Origin of the sequence: Oenococcus sp., assembly GCF_047725585.1 — a bacterium.
GTDB lineage: Bacteria > Bacillota > Bacilli > Lactobacillales > Lactobacillaceae > Oenococcus > Oenococcus kitaharae_A.
Genome location: NZ_JBDNNF010000003.1, coordinates 213,320 through 231,744, shown reverse-complemented (window position 1 = coordinate 231,744; position 18,425 = coordinate 213,320). Strand labels below are relative to the sequence as shown.

Here is an 18,425-nt window from a genome sequence, read left to right as displayed (position 1 = left end):
GATGCAATTAAGGTAGATTAACATGTTAAGAGTTGAACATTTAGACAAGAGTTATCAAGGAAGATCTGTTATTAATGATTTAACGATGGCTTTCGACAAAAAAGGTATGACTGTGATTGTCGGCACTAATGGTAGTGGCAAGACGACTTTTTTTAATGCGATTTGCAATTTGATTGATATTGATAGCGGCGAAATCACAATTGATGATATGCCGTCGGGGTCTGAAATTTTCAAACAGCAACTCTTTTATTTGCCGTCAGATTTTTATTTATCAGAATTTATGACTGCGTTAGAGTATGGCCATTTTGTTCTAAGCCGTTATCCAAAAGGGAACATGACACAGTTTAAGGTCTTGCTGCAAATTTTTGATTTGTCTGGACAGAAGGATCACCTCATTGGTGGTTTTTCCTTTGGCATGAAGAAGAAATTACAAATTGCGGCTGCTGCAGCATCGGGTGCACAGTATATTTTGGCCGATGAAATTTTCAGTGGTCTGGATTTTCAGAGCGTTTTACTGCTGCAGGAGGTGTTCGATCATTTATCTAAAAAACAGCAAATCGTATTAGTCTCTCACGAAAGCAATTGCTTATTGCGTTTTCCAGACAATATTTGGATCATGCAGCGGGGGAGGCTGACACAGTTCACGGGTACAATCACGGAATTAACCCAGACTATCAAACAGGAAAAAGAAGTCCATGACAAACTCGCCCAAATTGAAGAACATTTCAACCTTAACTAAATTTATATACCAAGATGCTTTTCATGGTCTGTTTAAAAGGCCTTTTTTCCAGAAAAAACGTAACCGTTACTTGCTGTTAGCTGCATTCATTTGGTTGTATCTGGCATATTTTTATGTCAATATGGTTGCTTTTGTTCGGTTATCTGAAGGAGCAGCAAACGCTCAACCAGATGTCTTTGCCTTGGCTGCCAGGACGACTCTCAGTAGTTGTTACAATACAATTTTAATTTTTAGTGTTTTTATTTTTACTATGGTTAATGCAAATTTCAGCCTCAGCCGTAATTCTTTGTTTTTTATAAAGACTCTGCCTTTCAAATATAAAGAAATTTTGTTGAGTTTGAGTGTTTTCCGTCTCAGCGTAGGCATATTTGTTTTTGAACTGATTCTAGCTATGATGATGCCAATTTTGAGGCTATTGTCCCTTTCGGTGCTTGAATCACTTTTAGCTTTGTTAACATTTCATCTGTTATTTTTTACTGTTTTTCAATTATTGGAACTAATTTATTCTGCAACTACCAGATTTAAAAATCGATTTGCCAAATATTTACCGTTGGTATTAGATGGTACATGTTTGCTGCTGAGCGGTATCCATTTTACTAAAACACGCTTTATAGTGGACTATTTCTGGGCTACGCAAAAAACGGCATTACTTACGATGATGATTTATGCATTGGTGCCGCTTCTGTGTATTTTGGTCGTGACATTATTTGCACGTTGGCACTTAACAGTTGATATTGCGGGCAGAATTAAATCATCCTTTATTCATGTGGTGCCTAAATCATCCTCTATGAAATTAATCAAATTACCTTGGATGGCTATTTTGCGTTTCAAAATTACGAGTTATTATGCTGTGATTGTTATTGGGCTTGCTGCCATGTCGATTCATTTTTCTGGATGGAACGAAATGCTACAAAATATGCTTTTTGTCTTGCCACTTATTGGATTGATATGGACCTTTTACGCAGATGCTTTGTTAAATTTCCGACCGCTATTCAATCTATATCGAATAAGTATTTATGCTGAATTATGCGCGATTTTATTAGCGATGGTATTCATTTTGCTACCATCACTAATAGTTGGGTTTGTGGCTCATGCTTTTATTGACCCTTTTCTTCTCGGATTAGGGGTCTCGCTTGCTTCTCTGACTGCTGGTTTCTTATTTCCGAAATCACAAGGCAATATGAACGAAAGTTTATCGGCCTTCTTGAGCATCATTATGATGCTGCTGTTGGCTTCTCTGATAAGTATTCCTTCAGCTTTATACATCGTAGATGGTCTGTTATTGCTGTTGGTTGGATACATCTTAAATAAAGAAAGGAAAGTAAAACCATGAAAAAATATATGAAACAATTTAGTATTGCCTCAAGCTGCTGGATGTTGATCTTTGTCTTGGATTATATAATTGAACTTTTTCAAATCGATGAAAGCGGGGTTGTCACCACCTTGACCGGTCTCAGGATTGAAACACATATCACACCGGATGAACTGAACTCGTTGTTCTCGTTAACATGGCAGGCTGTGGGCTTATATGCATTGTTCCTTGTAATTTGGTTTGCGGTTTACCACATGTTTCAAATTAAGAAAGCAGCATGATCCGGTCAGTACTAACCTTGTTAGCCATCTATGGTTTGGTTTGTTTTATTCTGGTGTCCTTGCATGAAAGCCTGCACTTCATAGCAGCCAAAGTATTTCATTTGCGGCCAGTCTTCAAAATAAATCGATTTTTATTGCCAATGATCAGCTACAAGAATCCAGGGCGGGATGCACAAAATTTGGTGGTCGCTCTATCAGCACCGGTTGGTTTGATTATTTTGGGGATGTTGATTAATTCAGAAATACCGTATTTTGGGCTTGCCAAAATCCTGTGCCTGACTAATGTTGCTAATTTATTGCCCATTACAACAGATGGCGAAGTGATTTTTCTGTCTGTTTATAACTTGATCAAGGAGAATAAAACATAATGAAACGAATGAGTCTTATTATATTGTCACTATGTTTGTTAGGAGCTGGTTTTTATGCAACTTATGTTCTAGCAGTCAGACAAACTCAGACAAAAACACCAGTTTATCAAGATAAAAGCCCACGCTTTATTCACGATGCACCTGCAAAAACATTGGCGGCCATGACCAGAGAGGCTAAACCAGGCATCTATTACTTTGGTTATCCAAATTGTCCTTGGTGTGTCGAACTGCTGCCGGTATTCGATCGTGAACTAAAACGTCAGCATAAGCAGGCACAAGTGGTGAATACGCGTGCAGATAACTATCGAAGTGTCGATAACATTGTTTTAGAAAAGTTTTTCATCAAGCATACTTTTGAAAAACGCTTGTCCGTACCCTTTATCGTCGTGATTCAAAAGGATGGTAAAGTGAAAACACATATCGGTACAGTCAAAGGCCACAATGCACCACTTGCATCGATGACGAGAGAACAGCATTCACGCTTAGAAAAGCAGCTAAGAGAATTGATAACGGAATAAGCTGTGAGATTATCCTGCTAAATTCTTCAATTGAAAACGTTCAAGGAATAGACGAAATTTTTGTATAGATTATTCATCCAAAGAATTCACTTGAGCGATTAATTTTTGCTGCACTTTGGGAAAAGCGTGCTGTAGAAAATCCTCTTTGCTAAAGAATCGGCCTGGAAAACGACTTAAGTCGCTTTCAGCCGTCAAATCAGCAGATAAAAGTGTCATAAGCCATTTGCGATGAGTGAAAACATGCGTGACTTTCTTGACGGGCAAGAACTGAAAGGCCAGAGTTAGCCCATATTGCTGGGCAAAATAATCCGTCATGGCTGTCAGCGCATCATCGTCTTCTGCAAATTCGTCTTGTCCGCTAAAGGCCAGCAGATCTTCTTTGGCCACGAGAGGAAAAGTCCAAAAATCAGCTAGGATGCCGCTATCCGGCCGTTTTTCCATCAAAATGCCAGCCGATGAACGAATAACCAAAGCAAAATAGTCGACTTCGATAGGGCGGGGCTTTTTATTTTTCACAGGGTAGTTCAGTTCAACGCCGTCAATGTAGGCTTGATTAAAGGCCTTAACAGGCGAGTGGTCTGAATCTGGATTGGCTGCAGTCATATAGCTGGAACCTAAATCCATAATGGCTTGGTTGAAATCGCCAGGGCGTTCTTGAGAGATAATTTTGCTGATAACTTGTTCGAAAATTTTGCGTGTTTGCGGCTTGCTGATTTCATCATCAATTTCTAACAAGCGCGAGAAAACGCGAAAAGCATTGCCATCGACTGCTGGGACTGGCTGATTAAAAGCGATACTCGCGATGGCACCAGCCGTATAAGGCCCGATGCCGGCCAACTTTTGCAACTTAGCAATATCACGCGGCCAGACATTGTCATAATCCTGGACAATTTGCCTAGCCGCTTTCTGCAAGTTTCGGGCACGTGAATAATAGCCTAGTCCCTCCCAGGCTTTCATTAATCTGCCTTCATCTGCGTTGGCTAAATCAGCCACACTCGGAAATTCACCCATAAAACGCTCGTAATAAGGAATGACCGTATGGACTTGCGTCTGCTGGAGCATGATTTCTGAAATCCAGACATGATAGGGGTCATGGTTCCGCCGCCAGGGCAGATCGCGTTTGTTATGATCGTACCAATCTAATAATGTTTTTTGAAAAGCATGAATTTTGCTTTCTGGCCACTCAATCATGTACTATTGCTGCTCCTATCTCACTCAGACTATATTGTAACGCCCGAAGATTTTTAAAAATTGATATAAAAAAACTGGACTTGCCATTTTTGGCAGATCCAGTTTTTGAAATCACAGTCGTTTCAAATAACGCTGCAAAAATTCTTGCGTCCGCGGATTCTTCGGAGAAGAAAAAATCTGTTCGGCGCTGCCTTGTTCAGCGATCACGCCTTGGTCCATGAAGACGACATGGTCGGAAATATCACGGGCAAAACCCATTTCATGCGTAACAAGAATCATTGTTAGTCCGGTATGTGCTAGATCTTTCATGATATCAAGAATCCCGTCAACCATTTCTGGATCTAGGGCACTAGTCGGCTCATCAAACAAAATCATATCAGGCGACATTGCCAGTGTTCGTGCGATTGCGACACGTTGTTTTTGCCCACCAGATAGTTGTGCTGGTTTAGCTTTGACATACGGGCCCATACCAACTTTTTCTAATTGAGCCAGTGCATTCTTCTCAGCCTCAGCAGGACTCTTTTTCAAAACGGTTGTTTGAGCCACAACACAATTTTCCAAAGCATTTAAGTTATTGAAGAGGTTGAACTGTTGGAAGACCATACCGACTTTAGCACGATACTGAATACGGTTGAAATTCGGGTCAAGAATATTTTGGCCGTTATAGAGAATTTCACCAGCCGTGGCATCATCCAGCAAATTCAAGCATCTCAGTAATGTTGATTTACCGGATCCGGAAGATCCGATGATGGTCATGACCTCACCGCGTTGCACCTGCAAATCAATGTCTTTTAAAACTTCGTGCTGTCCGAAAGATTTTTTCAAATGTTGAATCGTTAGAATGTTATCTTTTTCCATTTTCGCTCACTTTCCGGCAATTTTCGGTGTTGCAATTTGGAAATCATTGGTCATTAAATCATAGTTTTTCGGACCATTTAATTTCTTTTCAATCAATCTGAAGATTCGTGTAATCGTGAAGGTCATGATCAGATAGATGAGAGAAATGGTCAGATAAGTGTGGAAGAACTGGAAGTTCTGTCCGGCAATTGTTGAACCGGTGAAGAACAGTTCTGACACAGAGATGATACTTAGCACCGATGTGTCTTTGATGTTCACAATAAATTCATTGGTCACGGCCGGGATACTGTTGCGGACAGCTTGCGGCAGGACAATTTTATTCATTTGCTGAAAATGCGTCATCCCCAAAGCAGTCGCAGCTTCGAATTGGCCTTGGTCAATTGAGATAATACCGCCACGGATAATTTCGGCCAGATATGCACCTGTATTAATAGAAACAATAATCAATGCCGAGGTGGTTCGATCCAAGTTAATGCCGAAGGCTTGAGCGGCGCCGTAATAGAAAACTGCCGCTTGAACGATCATGGGCGTGCCTCTAAAGACTTCAATATAGACAGACAGCAGCCAGTTAACGAAATTAATCAGATAACGCTGCAAGCGCTTTTTGGGTGCTGGGATGGTTCTCACAATACCTATCAGCAGCCCGATAATAAAGCCGACAGCCGTTCCGACAATTGCCAGCAGCAGCGTCATACCAATACCGCGTAGCAGCATGCCACCGTATTGCTGCCAAATATCAATAAACCAGTTACCCTGAGAACTTGTCTGCGGCTGCTCTTTAACGGCCTGCTGCATCAGACGTGATTGCTCGCTATTGGGCAATTTGGATAAGACAGAATTGATCGTTGCTTTATTCGGATCATTTTTACGCAGGCCGATTGCTTCCTGTGATTCGGTCTTGTCCAGCACAAATCCGCCTTTGCCTGATAAATTAATGTAAGTGGCATTAGGGTCAGCCACGGCCATACTGTATCCTTCCGGTAGTTCGGCTACGTAGCCATCAATCGTGTTGGATTGCAGGGCAACACGCATCGATGAAAAATCGCGCATGGCTGGTTCTCTGATAGCACCCTTAATCTGTTTGATCAGGTCATATTGAACAGTGCTTAGTTGCCCGGTCAGCTTAGCACCTTTGAAATCCTTTAAAGTTTTTGCTTTGGCATATTTGCTGTTTTTATTGACAACAATAATCTGTTTGGAGTTGTAATATGCCCGAGTAAAATCAATCGTTTTCTCTCTTTCTGGTGTCGGCGTCATACCAGCGATAATCGCATCGATTTTTCCAGAAGTCAAAGCTGGCAGCAGGCCATCCCATTCAGTCTTGGCAACTTCGACAGGTCGTCCCAGACGTTTGGCAATGCGCTTAGAAACTTGTACATCATAGCCGTTAGCATAAAGATTGGATCCTTGAATGGGCACGGCACCATTGCTGGCATCCTGCTGCGTCCAGTTGAAAGGCGGATAGTTGGCCTCCATACCAACTAAAAAGACTTTCTTTGATTTCTTTGCGGCTTGTGCTTGGCTGCTATGAAAAGTTCCTGCAGCTATCACGAGTATGGCAAAGAGCAGACCGATTATAGACAGCCAGCTTCTTTTCTGTTTCAAATACATTTTCTCTCCTTCATCAAACCTGCAACGACAAAAAACCTCTATTAATAACAGAGATTAATAGAGGTAAAAGGTATTTTAAATTAAGAAGATAAGATTCCCAATTAATAGCACCCCCTAGGTGATCCTAGGACAGTCCATGCAGTCTTTCCACATGGCCCAACAAAGATTAAATGACAGGTTCAATCTTGTTTCGGCGGCGATCCTTACAATTGCATCAACGCTTTTGTCTGCTCAGCAATTTTCGTGATAACCGCGCCTCTATTTTATTGCGGTTACTAGATTCCTATGCAGTATATTATGGAAATCAACACAAGTCAAATTTGTCAGTTGATACAGTCTGCTTAAAGTTGCAGAAAGTTGCCAAAAACGTTTGACCTTTCCTGACTATTGTTTATCATATGAGTTGTAAGAGGTGAACAAAATGGCATTAGAAGAAGCCGAAGCAGAAAAACTGAACATTGAAGGTTTGTCCGTTATGTTAGCCAAGAATATTGACGCATTCAATGCGGATGAAGACAAAAATGTGGAAAGGTACTTGCTTAAGTCAATTTATGATAATACGGGTGTTCATAAGTCTGAAAAGATTGACGAATATCCTAAAGTTGACATGAAAAAGGTTGCTAGCCGGATTGATGAGCTGGCCAGAGATGAATCACAGGATCCTAAGAAAACATTTGATGATTTGCGGACTTGGGCAAAGGTTAAATAATTTAAAAAAATATGATAAAAAGAGCATCAGTTAAAGGTGCTCTTTTTATTTATCATATTTATCTAATGAAAACAATCGCCAAAAAATAATGGCAGCAGCCCAAGTGCAGGCAAACAGCAGTACTAAGGCGATACCCATTTTATTGAAATCTAGTTGGCTGATCCAACTGGCCGTTGCATTGTGCCAGTGGAAGATCACACTGATAGATTGATAAAGGTCAATCAGCCCGATTGTCAGGGCTGAAATTACTGAGATAGTTGTGATGACGAGGTTGTAATACAGTTTTCTAAAAGGTGATGAAAAGACCCAGCTATAGGCTGTGCTCATAAAGAGACCGTCGCAGGTATCCATTAAACACATACCAGCTGTGAACATGACTGGAATCGACATAATTGCCATCCAAGGAAGGCCTTTATCAGCGGCGGCAACTGAAGTGGCCAGCACAGCAACTTGTGTAGCCGAATCAAAGCCCAATCCGAAAATAAAACCCACAATCATTACCTGCCAATTATGATTAATAAGACTGAGTGACTTTGTAAAAAGATGATAGATGGGGCCTTCAGTGCCGCGTTTTTTGTTTTCTTCCGAGCTGTGTTTAAAATTCAGCCAAATGGATCTGATAATAAACATATTGACAACAGCCAAAATGATCAGCATCATTCCAGCCAGAAAAGTGCCGATAGCCGCACCGAATTGATTAAGATCCGGCATCCTTTTTTTGGCCCATTGGACTAGCAGTACTGTGATAATGGTCATCATTATCACTACGAGTGAGTGACCAAAAGAAAAGCTGAAGCCGACACCATGTGCATTCTTTTTGTCATTTAATAATTTCCGCGTCATATTATCGATGGCGGCAATATGATCAATGTCAAAAGCGTGTCGCAAACCAAAAGTGAAAGCCAAAATTGCCAAGGCTAAAATAGATGGATACTTGAATGCGTGCGTTAACAGCAAGCCGATGCCCAAGGAAAAAATGAGTAAAACATATAAGCCATAACGAATAAAGTCATGGATCATTGAGTGATTGATTGTTTTTTTCAACGGAAACTCCAAAAAAAGAGAAATAAAAAACAAAACAATTGAAACAGTTATTGTTTTGTTTCGGGATACTAATGTTAACGAAGCAGTTTGCTCCAAATAACCACCTTGTGCTGCTGCAATGATTTTGGTACATCGATGATGCGCTGATTAGCACTGCCGCGGAATTGCAGGGTCAGGTCCTTTTGAGATTCGAGAAAACGGCCATCGATCAACATATCCAAGTAACTTAAGAGCTCTAATTTATCGTCTGATTCCTGCATCAGTTCGTCCCATTTGTAACCGGTCCAAGACCAGATATCTCTGTCATGGCCGAATTCTTTCCGAATTCGTTTGCAAACTTTAATCGTGACGCCTGTATTTAAGAAGGGTTCGCCACCCAGTAACGTCAGGCCTTGGACATAAGGCTGGGACATATCTTTAACGATCTGATCTTCTAATTCTTGTGTGTAGAGATGGCCGTAATGGAAGTTTTGTGCGACGGCATTGTAACAACCAGGGCAGTTGAACAAGCAGCCTGAGACATACAAACTGCAGCGAACACCTTCCCCGTCAACCATATTAAAGGGTTTGTAAGAAGCGATGTAGCCTAGGCTGTGATCCTTTGAGAGCCATTCTTTAGGTTTTGGATTCTTCGGACCGACTGTCATTTAATCAAGGCTCCCTAAAGTCATATTCTTAACACGGGATGCGATTTCCTTATGGCGGCCGTGAACCATTGGCCGTTTTTGCGGATTGCCCAGATAGCCGCAGGTTCTTTTAACAACATCACAAGTGTCTGGGTCGCGGTTCCCGCAGACTGGGCATTCAAAGCCCTTAGCGGTTGGCTTGAATTCACCGTCAAAACCGCATTTGTAGCAATGATCGATGGAAGTATTGGTACCTAAATAACCCACTTGGTCATAGGCCCAATCCCACACAGCTTCCAACGCTTTTGGATTTTGCTTTAAATTCGGATATTCGCAGTAATGGATAAAGCCGCCAGAAGCGTAGACTGGATAATCCCTTTCGAAAGTTAACTTTTCAAATGGTGTTGGGTTCTTGCGGACATCATAGTGGAAACTGTTTGTATAATATTCCTTCTCTGTGATGTCCGGGATTTTGCCAAAACGATCTTCGTCAAGCTGGCAGAAAGTATCAGTCAGCGACTCAGCCGGTGTTGAATAGAGGCTGAAATGATAATCGTATTCTTTTTCCCAAGCAACGCAGCAATCATGCATCTGTTTAACGATTTCGACTGTGAAATCGTGAGCCGTCTGATTGTGTTCCCATTTTGGCCCGAAGAAAACTGTCCCGACTTCGTATAGACCGATGTAACCAAGTGAAATAGTCGCGCGGCGATGGGTAAACAGCTGATCGACAGACTCGTCATCCTTCAGTCGTTTCCCAAAAGCACCAGACTGGTATAAAATCGGGGCGTTTTGCGGCTTGGCCATTTTGGCATGTTCAATTTTATTTAGGAGGGCTTTTTTGGCAATTGCGGCACGTTCATTGAAGATTTCCCAAAAAATGGCCATGTTTCCCTTGGATTCAATCGCGATTCTTGGCAGATTAATCGTAACAACGCCCAAGTTCATGCGCCCGGCGTTAACCTCTTTGCCATTTTCGTCTTTCCAACCCTGCAGAAAACTGCGGCAGCCCATCGGTGATTTGAAACTGCCTGTCAGTTCGATGATCTTGTCATACATCAAGATGTCCGGGTACATTCTTTTTGTCGAACATTCAATCGCGAGTTCCTTGACATCATAATTAGGGTCACCGGGCTTTAAGTTCAAGCCGCGTTTCAAAGTGAAAATTAATTTAGGAAAAATGGCTGTTCGATGCTGTTTGCCCATGCCTTCGATACGGATCTGAAGGATGGCTTTTTGAATTTCACGCTCAATCCAAGAAGTGCCTAAGCCGAATCCGACCGTCGTGAAGGGCGTCTGGCCTTGAGAAGAAAGTAGTGTGTTGATACCGTATTCCAAAGCCTGCATGGCATCATAAATGTCTTTTTTCGTCCGCGATTTGGCAAACGCTTCACGCTGATCAGGTTCAACCCATTTTGCCGCTTCAGCCAAATGCTTCTTATAATTCATCTCAGCATAAGGTGCCAGCAGTTCGTCAGTACGGTCCGATGAACATCCGCCATATTGGCTGGAAGCAACGTTAGCAAAAATCTGCACCATTAAAGCTGTGGCCGTCTCGATAGAATGCGGCGGTGTCACATCGGTATTGCCGATTTCAAAACCATGTGCCAGCATCTCTTTAAAGTCGACCAAACAGCAGTTGGTCATTTCAGTCATTGGCGAATAATCCAAATCATGGTAATGAATGTCGCCGCGCAAATGAGCTTTAGCAACTGTTTCCGGCATCATTTTTAGTCCCAAAGATTTGCCGACCATACCGGCTGTCAGGTCGCGTTGGGTACTAAAAACATTGCTGTCTTTATTAGCGTTTTCGTGGACAATATTATCTTTTTTGCTTAAAAGTTGTTCAAGTTTGATTCTTGGGTCAACAGCTTCCTCAAATTTTTTTATATCCTGTTGTCGGTAGGCTATGTACTTTTCTGCGGCCTGGTCTAAACCAAGATCACGCAAACTCGCGATCATAAATGTGTGGATATCGTCCGTTGAGATTTCATTTCTGCCCTCGCAAAAAGCCAGCAGTTTGGCGATAATTTCGTCTCCTGCATCTGACTGTTCATCGGACAAAATCTGGTCCAATACAAGTCCTATTTTATATAAGTGGAACTTCGTCTTCTCGCCGTCATTTTTAATGACAGCTAGCTTATCCAGCAAGTATTTATCTGTCTCTAAGTCAGTTTTTGTTTCTGCCATCATAACTCCTTTGATCGATTTGGTAAGGACTATCGTAAGAGATATCAGGGCAAAAAGCAACAGAAAAATTGTTACGAAAACAGCTGTAAAAACCACGTAAAGTGACTTCACAAGTATGTGCGACTAACAGTTTGCAATGACTGCCGGCCAAAATACCAATCAAAAAAATTAATCAATTTTTAACATTGCCCAACAAAAAATAATCGTGTTAGTGTGAGTTAATTATCATAGTCCTAAGGAGCAGAATCGCATGGATAAATTGGAAATAAAAAACTTGCATGTTTGCATTGAAAATGAAGAGACAAAACAGCGAGACGAGATTCTCAAGGGTGTCAATCTGCTTTTGAGGACTGGTGAAACGCATGCCATCATGGGGCCAAACGGCACTGGCAAATCCACCTTATCCGAGACGATTATGGGAAATCCTAAATATCAGGTCACTGAAGGGGAGATTTTACTGAACGGCCATAATATTTTACAAGACTCGGTCGATCAGCGAGCACGCCTGGGACTCTTTTTAGCCATGCAGTATCCAGTCGAAATAAAGGGTATTACGAATGCAGAATTTATGCGTGCGGCGATTAATGCCCAGCGACCGGAAAAATCGCCGATGCCAATCCGTGAATTTTTGTCAGATTTGGATCAGAATTTGGCTTTGTTGAATATGCCGGAAAGCATGGCTGACCGTTATTTAAATGAAGGATTTTCCGGCGGTGAAAAAAAACGTAATGAAATTCTTCAGCTGATGATGATCCGTCCTAAATTTGCTATTTTAGATGAAATCGATTCTGGCCTGGATATTGATGCTCTAAAAGTTGTCGCTAAGGGTGTTAATACGATGGCAAGTCCAGATTTTGGTACTTTGATGATTACGCACTATCAGCGTTTGCTGAATTATATTCATCCTGATCAGGTTCACGTGATGATGGACGGCCGGATTGTCAAAACAGGTGATGCTTCTTTGGCGGAAAAATTAGAGGCCGAAGGTTATGCTGGTTTACGCGATGAACTGGGTATTCAAGTGGATTTAGTTGACGATGATCAAATAGCCAATCAGGGAGGCCAGGCATCGTGACGACGCTTGCTCAGTCAATTGAAACGCATACTGATTGGCCTGCACGGCTTTTACCTCAGGCACCAAAATGGCTGGCTGAATTTCGTGCGGATAGCTGGCAGCAGGCACTGAATCAGCAGCCGCCGCGTTTTCCAAAAATTGATTATCGTGATTGGCCTTTATTTGATTTAAAAGCGATACCGCCGCACATTGATGTGCCTGGTAATTTGGTCCGAAAGGCACAGGCGGTTGTGACTCTTGGTCGGAAAACGATCAAAATTGATTTGCCAGCAGATTTGATTGCGCAGGGTGTGGTTGTTTGCGATTTAGAAGAGGCTATGACGACACGGGCTGCCTTATTTGAAAAATATTTTCGAAAATGTTTTTCCAATAAGGCTCAGGACGGTTTAGCTTTGTGGCAGGCTGCTTTAGTCAATAGCGGTTTGTTCATTTATATTCCGAAAAATGTTCATCTGTCTTCAGCACTGAAGATTTTGCAGCTGCAGGATAGCCGTCAAGAAGAGAATTTCATCAATTTGATGATCATTGTTTTGGAGACTGGTGCCCAAGCAGAAATTTCTCAGGAAGTCTCTACCTTGGGTGATTGTGCTAATGCAGCAGATTTGCGCACTGTTATTTTTGCCGACGCCGACAGTACTTTGACTTATACGGTTTTAGACACACTATCTGCTAAGACGAGCGCGCACATTTACCGAAAATCGCAACTGGACCAAGATGCCAGGGTTCAGTCGACTTTTGTTGAAATGAATCAGGGTAATGTCGTCAGCGAATTTTATTCTGATCTTCTCGGCAGCGGATCCAACGCCGAGACAAAAGTCGTGGCGATCACTGCTGGCAAACAGACACAGGGTATTAATACCAAAATTACGAATTATGCACGTCATAGCGTGGGCAACATTGTCCAGCACGGCGTCTTGCTGGATGAATCCAAACTTGTCTTTAACGGCATTGGCCGGATTATCAAAGGGGCTCACGCTGCTTATTCCCAGCAGGAAAATCGTCTGCTGATGTTGTCTGAATTTGTACAGGGCGATGCCAATCCGATTTTATTAATTGATGAAAATGATGTTATAGCCGGGCACGCAGCCAGTATTGGACAGGTTGATCGCCAGCAGTTGTATTATCTGCTCAGCCGCGGCCTGACAAAATCCAAAGCCCAGTCTTTATTAGTCAAGGGTTTTTTGGCTGAATCTTTGAGTGAAATTTCCGATAAAGCGATTGCCGACTACGCGATTTTCTTGATTGAAAGGAGCCTTTTTAATGGATAATGGATTGAACAATTCCAGAAATGATTTCGAGATTTTCCAACAGCTGATTAATGGCGAAAAACTGGATTATTTGGATAGTGCCGCAACTGCTCAAAGGCCAGTATCTGTCTTAAAAGCCGTCAGTGACTTTTATCGGCATGATAATGCCAATGTCCATCGTAGTATCAATACTTTAAGCAGCCGCGCCACAGATAGCTATGAAGCGGCACGCGACAAGGTGGCGGGATTTATTCACGCAGCTGACAGCCAGTCGATTGTTTTCACGCGCTCGACGACTGAAAGCCTGAATTTAGTTGCCCGTAGTTTTGGTGATTTGGTTGTGACAGCCGGCGATGAGATTTTGATTTCCGAGATGGAGCATCACAGCAACTTGGTTCCTTGGCAGCAATTAGCTCAGCGCAAACAGGCCAAACTTGTTTACATAGGCTTACAAGCAGATGGCGAACTAGATATGACTGATTTAAAACGCAAACTGACTTCACGGACTAAAATTGTCGCCATTGCACAAGTCTCCAATGTTTTAGGCACGATTAACCCGATTAAGAAAATCGCGCGTTTGGCACATGAGCAAGGTGCTTATATGGTCGTTGACGGCGCACAAGCGGCACCGCATTTTGCTGTCGATGTGCAGGATTTGGATGCTGATTTCTATGCCTTTTCCGGACATAAAATGCTGGCACCAGCAGGGATTGGCGTTTTATATGGTAAGAAGGCATTATTAGATCAGATGCCGCCAGTCCAATTCGGTGGTGAAATGATTGACCGCGTGGATGAACAATCGGCGACTTGGGCGGCCGCCCCTTTGAAGTTTGAAGCAGGTACGCCCAATATTGGCGGCGCAATTGGTTTGGCTGCGGCGATCGATTATCTGCAGGCACTAGGTATGGACCAGGTTGAGGCCTACGAACAAGACTTGATGGCAGCTGCTCTAAAAGGTCTGTCGCAGATTGATGGTCTGACAATTTATGGACCTTTGGATGCTGCAAAACATGCGTCAGTCCTTGCTTTTAATCTTGGCAAACTGCATGCACACGATGTGGCCACGGCCTTGGATCTGCAAGGCATTGAAGTCCGTGCTGGCGACCACTGTGCCCAACCTTTGATGCATTATTTGGGTATCAACGCAGCTGTTCGTGCGAGTTTTTATTTTTACAATACGCGTGATGATGTCGACCGTCTGATCAGCGGGTTGCAGCGGACAAAGGAGTTCTTTTCTAATGCAGCTAGATAAATTAAATCTTTTATACCGTCAGCTGATTTTAGAAAACGCAGCCCATCCCCAGCATTATGGCCATTTGACAAATTTCAGCGACCACTTAATGCTGCGCAACCCGACTTGCGGCGATACGATTGATGTTGAAATGGTTTTCCAGGCAGAGAAGGTGGCCGAGATCGCTTTTACAGGTCAAGGCTGTACAATTTCTCAAGCCTCAGCTAGTATGATGACAAGCGTTTTGCTGGGTCAAAATTTGGTCGATGCTAAAAAATTAATCGCTTCTTTTAGCCGCTTGATCATGGGCGAGCCTATTTCTGATCAAGAAAATCAGGCTCTCGGGGATGCTGCAGTTTTAGCTTCTGTCGCAGAATTTCCAACGCGTATTAGATGCGCAACGCTGGCTTGGCATGCAGCGGATAATTTGTTAGACCAGTATTTGGAGAAAAAGCATGAGTAAAGTGTCGGATGTTGTCCAAGATAGCAGTTATGAATTTGGGTTTCACGATAATGTGGCACCTGTTTTTTCGACCGGTCGTGGTCTGAATGAAGATATTATTCGACAAATATCCCAAGAAAAAGAAGAGCCGAAATGGATGCTTGATTATCGACTGCATGCCTATCAAATCTATCAATCTTTGCCGATGCCGAATTTTGGCCCGGATTTATCCAAAATGGATTTGTCGCAGATGCTTTACTATCAAAAACCGACTGATAGAAAATATCGGGATTGGGATCAGGTACCGGATAAAATCAAGCAGACGTTTGACCGCTTGGGTGTTCCTGAAGCAGAAAGAAAGTATCTGGCTGGTTCTTCGGCCCAATATGAATCCGAGGCTGTCTACGGCAATATGCGCGACTCATTTGCAAAACTAGGTATTATCTTCACGGATACGGATTCGGCCTTAAAAGAATATCCGGAATTGTTTAAAAAATGGTTTGGCAAACTGGTCAAATCAGACAACAATAAATTTGCTGCTTTAAATTCAGCTGTTTGGTCGGGCGGCAGTTTTATTTATGTGCCTAAGGGTGTTAAGACGACTGTACCGATCCAGTCTTATTTTCGTTTGAACGCTGAAAATTCCGGCCAGTTCGAACGGACTTTAATCATTGTTGATGAAGATGCCAGCATCAATTACGTCGAAGGATGTACGGCACCGAATTATCAATCGGATAGTCTGCACGCCGCAGTCGTCGAAGTTAATGTGCTGCCACATGCTTATTGCCGTTATACAACGATCCAAAATTGGTCAAAAAATGTCTATAGTTTGGAGACCAAGCGTGCTCAAGCTCAAGAAGGTGCCATCATGGAATGGGTCGACGGCAATCTGGGCGCCAAGGCCACGATGAAATACCCGTCGGTGTATTTGAATGGCGAAGGTGCTCGCGGTACGATGCTGTCGATTGCTGTTGCCGGCAGCGGCATGGATTCAGACACAGGTGCCCAAATGATTCACAATGCAAAAAATACATCTTCGTCGATTATTTCCAAATCCATTTCAAAAGATGGCGGCCGCGTTGATTACCGTGGCAAGGTGCGTTTTGGCGAACATTCGGACGGCTCTTTTTCGCATGTCGAGTGCGACACGATTATCATGGACGACAAATCTTCCAGCGACACGATTCCTTACAATGAGATTTATAATGGCAATGTCTCAATGGAACATGAAGCCAAAGTGTCCAAGATTTCTGAAGAACAGCTTTACTACTTGATGAGCCGCGGTATTTCCGAACAGAAAGCCACAGAAATGATTATTATGGGTTTTGTCGAGCCCTTTACCAAGGAATTGCCAATGGAATATGCGGTCGAGTTGAATCGTTTGATCAGCTTTGAGATGGCAGGGTCGATTGGCTAAACATTGTTCATGACTCAGACTGATGGACAAAAAGACGCTTTTGAAACAAAAGCGTTAGCATCGTTATCTAAAATTATCGATCCAGAATTAGGCGTCGACATTGTTAATCTCGGTCTAATTTACGGTATCTCTCTATCGGCCGATGCCTGCTGCACAATCACAATGACTTTGACGATTATGGGCTGCCCTTTATCGGATTATCTGAATCGGTCCATTCAAGAACAATTAGAGGAATTGCCTGAGGTTAAAAAAGTCAAGATTGATTTAGTCTGGGAACCAGCCTGGTCAATTGATAAGATGTCGCGCGAGGCCAAGATGGATCTGGGCATTCATTAATTACCGGATGGCAGCGGGAAACTTTCTGTATCTGCGACAGCGTCTTCTTGACGATCGGCTGCTTTAAATTCTCCTGTCTGGAAATAATGATCAACATAATCGACCACCGATTGGTTGCCGCTAAAACGAGCAAAGGCCTGAGCTTGCTGCAGTAAGCTCTTAACCTGCTCAGAATCGGCTTCGGTCTGAGTCAGTGCATACGCTCTAGCATAAAGGAGCTGTTCTAGATATGAAAAGACTTTTGTCTCTTTAATAATGTCCAAGCCTGCTTGACTAGCCTTGAGGCTCTTCTTGAACTGCTTGTTCGATGCGTAAAAATTAGCTAAATTAGCCAGCAAATGAACTGATCTTTGATTATCCGGGAATTTCTTATCTTCGACAATCACTTGATTAATCTGGTCAAAATAGTAAGCAGCTAAATCGGACTTGTTCTTTTCAAAGTAAATAATGCCCAAGCCTTTGAGTGCAAAGAGTTGTTCATAACTGATTTGGTCATTTGCCGTATGCTCCAATATCCAATTAAAGAAAAATTGTGCTTCGTCAAAATCCTTTTTCCAATTTAATGCAAGATTGCCTTTGAGATAATACAATACATTGAGCAGGCCCTTGTCCCGAGCTTGATTTTCTTTAATCGAGTCCAGCAATTTGGCAGCTTTCTCAAAATGGTAGCTTGAAGTCAGCTGAAAAACCTGATCTATTTTATTTTGAAGTGCTTCTTTAACTTCGTCGTTAAAATCTGAAAATACATCATTTAAAGTCAAGTTCAAACGCTTGCAGATTCTTACAAGAATATCTGGCGATGGTGCCAAACCTTGGCTCTCTAATTTGCTAATGGTGGCCTGTGTGCAAATGCCTGCAGCCAGCTTTATCTGAGATATTTTCATTTCTTTTCTACGCGCGACTATGATTTTATTTAAAAACATCATGTTCTCCTAGAAACGTTTATTCGTTTATTGTGAAAATTGACTTAACAATAATCCCTATTCTTAAATCATATCATTATTCATGAAATAAAAAAAGATAGATAGGCAATCAAACAATGTGATTAATAAAAAATCAAGGACCGGTTATAATAAACAGTCATTTTATTAAATGCCGTTTGATCAGAATTCAGTCATTTTGAATTGTCAATCCTTTGGCAATAATCGCGATATCACGCTGGTTTGAGGTTTTTTCACACAGAAAAATCTGATCGTTAAATGGATTTTGTATGGAATTTCATGATTCGAA

Annotated in this window: 19 protein-coding genes and 1 riboswitch; of the genes, 12 read left to right on the top strand and 7 right to left on the bottom strand. The window is 42.2% G+C overall.

The annotated features are described in order from the left end of the window. Positions 1 to 22 precede the first annotated feature (22 nt). From ABF487_RS05665 to ABF487_RS05645, 5 genes are read left to right on the top strand one after another with little or no spacing between them, the layout of a single operon-like run. Positions 23 to 739 (top strand): ATP-binding cassette domain-containing protein, encoded by a 717-nt coding sequence (locus ABF487_RS05665; RefSeq protein WP_415634768.1) that lies wholly within the window; start codon positions 23 to 25, stop codon positions 737 to 739. Next, a complete protein-coding gene (locus tag ABF487_RS05660) occupies positions 714 to 2,072 on the top strand; it encodes a hypothetical protein (RefSeq protein ID WP_415634767.1) in 1,359 nt (452 codons plus the stop codon). Before ABF487_RS05665 ends, ABF487_RS05660 begins: the two co-directional genes overlap by 26 nt. After that, entirely contained in the window at positions 2,069 to 2,332 is a 264-nt protein-coding gene (locus ABF487_RS05655; RefSeq protein ID WP_415634766.1) for a hypothetical protein, read from the top strand. The genes ABF487_RS05660 and ABF487_RS05655 overlap by 4 nt, the downstream gene beginning before the upstream one ends. Continuing rightward, positions 2,329 to 2,700 (top strand): hypothetical protein, encoded by a 372-nt coding sequence (locus ABF487_RS05650; protein ID WP_415634765.1) that lies wholly within the window; start codon positions 2,329 to 2,331, stop codon positions 2,698 to 2,700. The genes ABF487_RS05655 and ABF487_RS05650 overlap by 4 nt, the downstream gene beginning before the upstream one ends. 8 nt (positions 2,701 to 2,708) lie before the next feature. Continuing rightward, the gene (locus ABF487_RS05645; RefSeq protein ID WP_415634764.1) at positions 2,709 to 3,218 is read left to right on the top strand and encodes a thioredoxin family protein; all 510 of its coding nucleotides are present in this window, start codon (positions 2,709 to 2,711) and stop codon (positions 3,216 to 3,218) included. 69 nt (positions 3,219 to 3,287) lie between these two features. On the opposite strand, the gene mutY is transcribed toward ABF487_RS05645, so the two are convergent. The 3 genes from mutY to ABF487_RS05630 all read right to left on the bottom strand — a co-directional run bounded on the left by mutY (position 3,288) and on the right by ABF487_RS05630 (position 6,878). Continuing rightward, positions 3,288 to 4,409 carry an A/G-specific adenine glycosylase gene (mutY, locus tag ABF487_RS05640; RefSeq protein WP_415634763.1) on the bottom strand — a complete coding sequence of 374 codons (1,122 nt, stop codon included), beginning with the start codon at positions 4,407 to 4,409 and terminating at the stop codon, positions 3,288 to 3,290. A 111-nt stretch (positions 4,410 to 4,520) separates the two neighbouring features. Further along, on the bottom strand, positions 4,521 to 5,267 hold the full coding sequence (locus tag ABF487_RS05635; protein ID WP_007745294.1) for an amino acid ABC transporter ATP-binding protein: 747 nt from the start codon (positions 5,265 to 5,267) through the stop codon (positions 4,521 to 4,523). A 6-nt stretch (positions 5,268 to 5,273) separates the two neighbouring features. After that, complete coding sequence (locus ABF487_RS05630) at positions 5,274 to 6,878, bottom strand: ABC transporter substrate-binding protein/permease (RefSeq protein WP_415634762.1); 1,605 nt, start codon at positions 6,876 to 6,878, stop codon at positions 5,274 to 5,276. Positions 6,879 to 6,975: 97 nt separating this feature from the next. Further along, positions 6,976 to 7,147: riboswitch (Lysine riboswitch) on the bottom strand. 152 nt (positions 7,148 to 7,299) lie between these two features. On the opposite strand from ABF487_RS05630, the gene ABF487_RS05625 reads away from it, so the two are divergent. Next, the gene (locus tag ABF487_RS05625; protein ID WP_007745296.1) at positions 7,300 to 7,587 is read left to right on the top strand and encodes a hypothetical protein; all 288 of its coding nucleotides are present in this window, start codon (positions 7,300 to 7,302) and stop codon (positions 7,585 to 7,587) included. A gap of 45 nt (positions 7,588 to 7,632) precedes the next feature. On the opposite strand, the gene ABF487_RS05620 is transcribed toward ABF487_RS05625, so the two are convergent. From ABF487_RS05620 to nrdD, 3 genes are all read right to left on the bottom strand, one after another. Continuing rightward, positions 7,633 to 8,607, bottom strand: a complete 975-nt coding sequence (locus ABF487_RS05620; protein WP_415634803.1) for a HoxN/HupN/NixA family nickel/cobalt transporter — start codon at positions 8,605 to 8,607, stop codon at positions 7,633 to 7,635. 98 nt (positions 8,608 to 8,705) lie between these two features. After that, the gene (gene nrdG / locus ABF487_RS05615; protein WP_415634761.1) at positions 8,706 to 9,278 is read right to left on the bottom strand and encodes an anaerobic ribonucleoside-triphosphate reductase activating protein; all 573 of its coding nucleotides are present in this window, start codon (positions 9,276 to 9,278) and stop codon (positions 8,706 to 8,708) included. Beyond that, positions 9,279 to 11,447, bottom strand: a complete 2,169-nt coding sequence (nrdD, locus tag ABF487_RS05610) for an anaerobic ribonucleoside-triphosphate reductase (RefSeq protein ID WP_415634760.1) — start codon at positions 11,445 to 11,447, stop codon at positions 9,279 to 9,281. Positions 11,448 to 11,697: 250 nt separating this feature from the next. Here nrdD and sufC point away from each other — a divergent pair, with 250 nt between their 5' ends. From sufC to ABF487_RS05580, 6 genes are read left to right on the top strand one after another with little or no spacing between them, the layout of a single operon-like run. Next, positions 11,698 to 12,522, top strand: coding sequence for a Fe-S cluster assembly ATPase SufC (sufC, locus tag ABF487_RS05605; protein ID WP_415634759.1), 825 nt, complete (start codon positions 11,698 to 11,700; stop codon positions 12,520 to 12,522). Next, complete coding sequence (locus ABF487_RS05600; RefSeq protein WP_415634758.1) at positions 12,519 to 13,790, top strand: SufB/SufD family protein; 1,272 nt, start codon at positions 12,519 to 12,521, stop codon at positions 13,788 to 13,790. The genes sufC and ABF487_RS05600 overlap by 4 nt, the downstream gene beginning before the upstream one ends. Next, positions 13,783 to 15,021: a cysteine desulfurase gene (locus ABF487_RS05595; protein WP_415634757.1), complete on the top strand. Its 1,239-nt coding sequence runs from the start codon at positions 13,783 to 13,785 to the stop codon at positions 15,019 to 15,021. Before ABF487_RS05600 ends, ABF487_RS05595 begins: the two co-directional genes overlap by 8 nt. Next, complete coding sequence (gene sufU, locus ABF487_RS05590; protein ID WP_415626296.1) at positions 15,008 to 15,463, top strand: Fe-S cluster assembly sulfur transfer protein SufU; 456 nt, start codon at positions 15,008 to 15,010, stop codon at positions 15,461 to 15,463. Before ABF487_RS05595 ends, sufU begins: the two co-directional genes overlap by 14 nt. Beyond that, positions 15,456 to 16,859 (top strand): Fe-S cluster assembly protein SufB, encoded by a 1,404-nt coding sequence (gene sufB, locus ABF487_RS05585; RefSeq protein WP_415634756.1) that lies wholly within the window; start codon positions 15,456 to 15,458, stop codon positions 16,857 to 16,859. Before sufU ends, sufB begins: the two co-directional genes overlap by 8 nt. 9 nt (positions 16,860 to 16,868) lie before the next feature. Continuing rightward, the gene (locus tag ABF487_RS05580) at positions 16,869 to 17,195 is read left to right on the top strand and encodes a metal-sulfur cluster assembly factor (RefSeq protein WP_415634755.1); all 327 of its coding nucleotides are present in this window, start codon (positions 16,869 to 16,871) and stop codon (positions 17,193 to 17,195) included. Here the strand turns inward: ABF487_RS05580 and ABF487_RS05575 are convergent. Continuing rightward, positions 17,192 to 18,118 carry a helix-turn-helix domain-containing protein gene (locus ABF487_RS05575; RefSeq protein ID WP_415634754.1) on the bottom strand — a complete coding sequence of 309 codons (927 nt, stop codon included), beginning with the start codon at positions 18,116 to 18,118 and terminating at the stop codon, positions 17,192 to 17,194. The genes ABF487_RS05580 and ABF487_RS05575 overlap by 4 nt on opposite strands. Between the last annotated feature and the right edge of the window lie 307 nt (positions 18,119 to 18,425).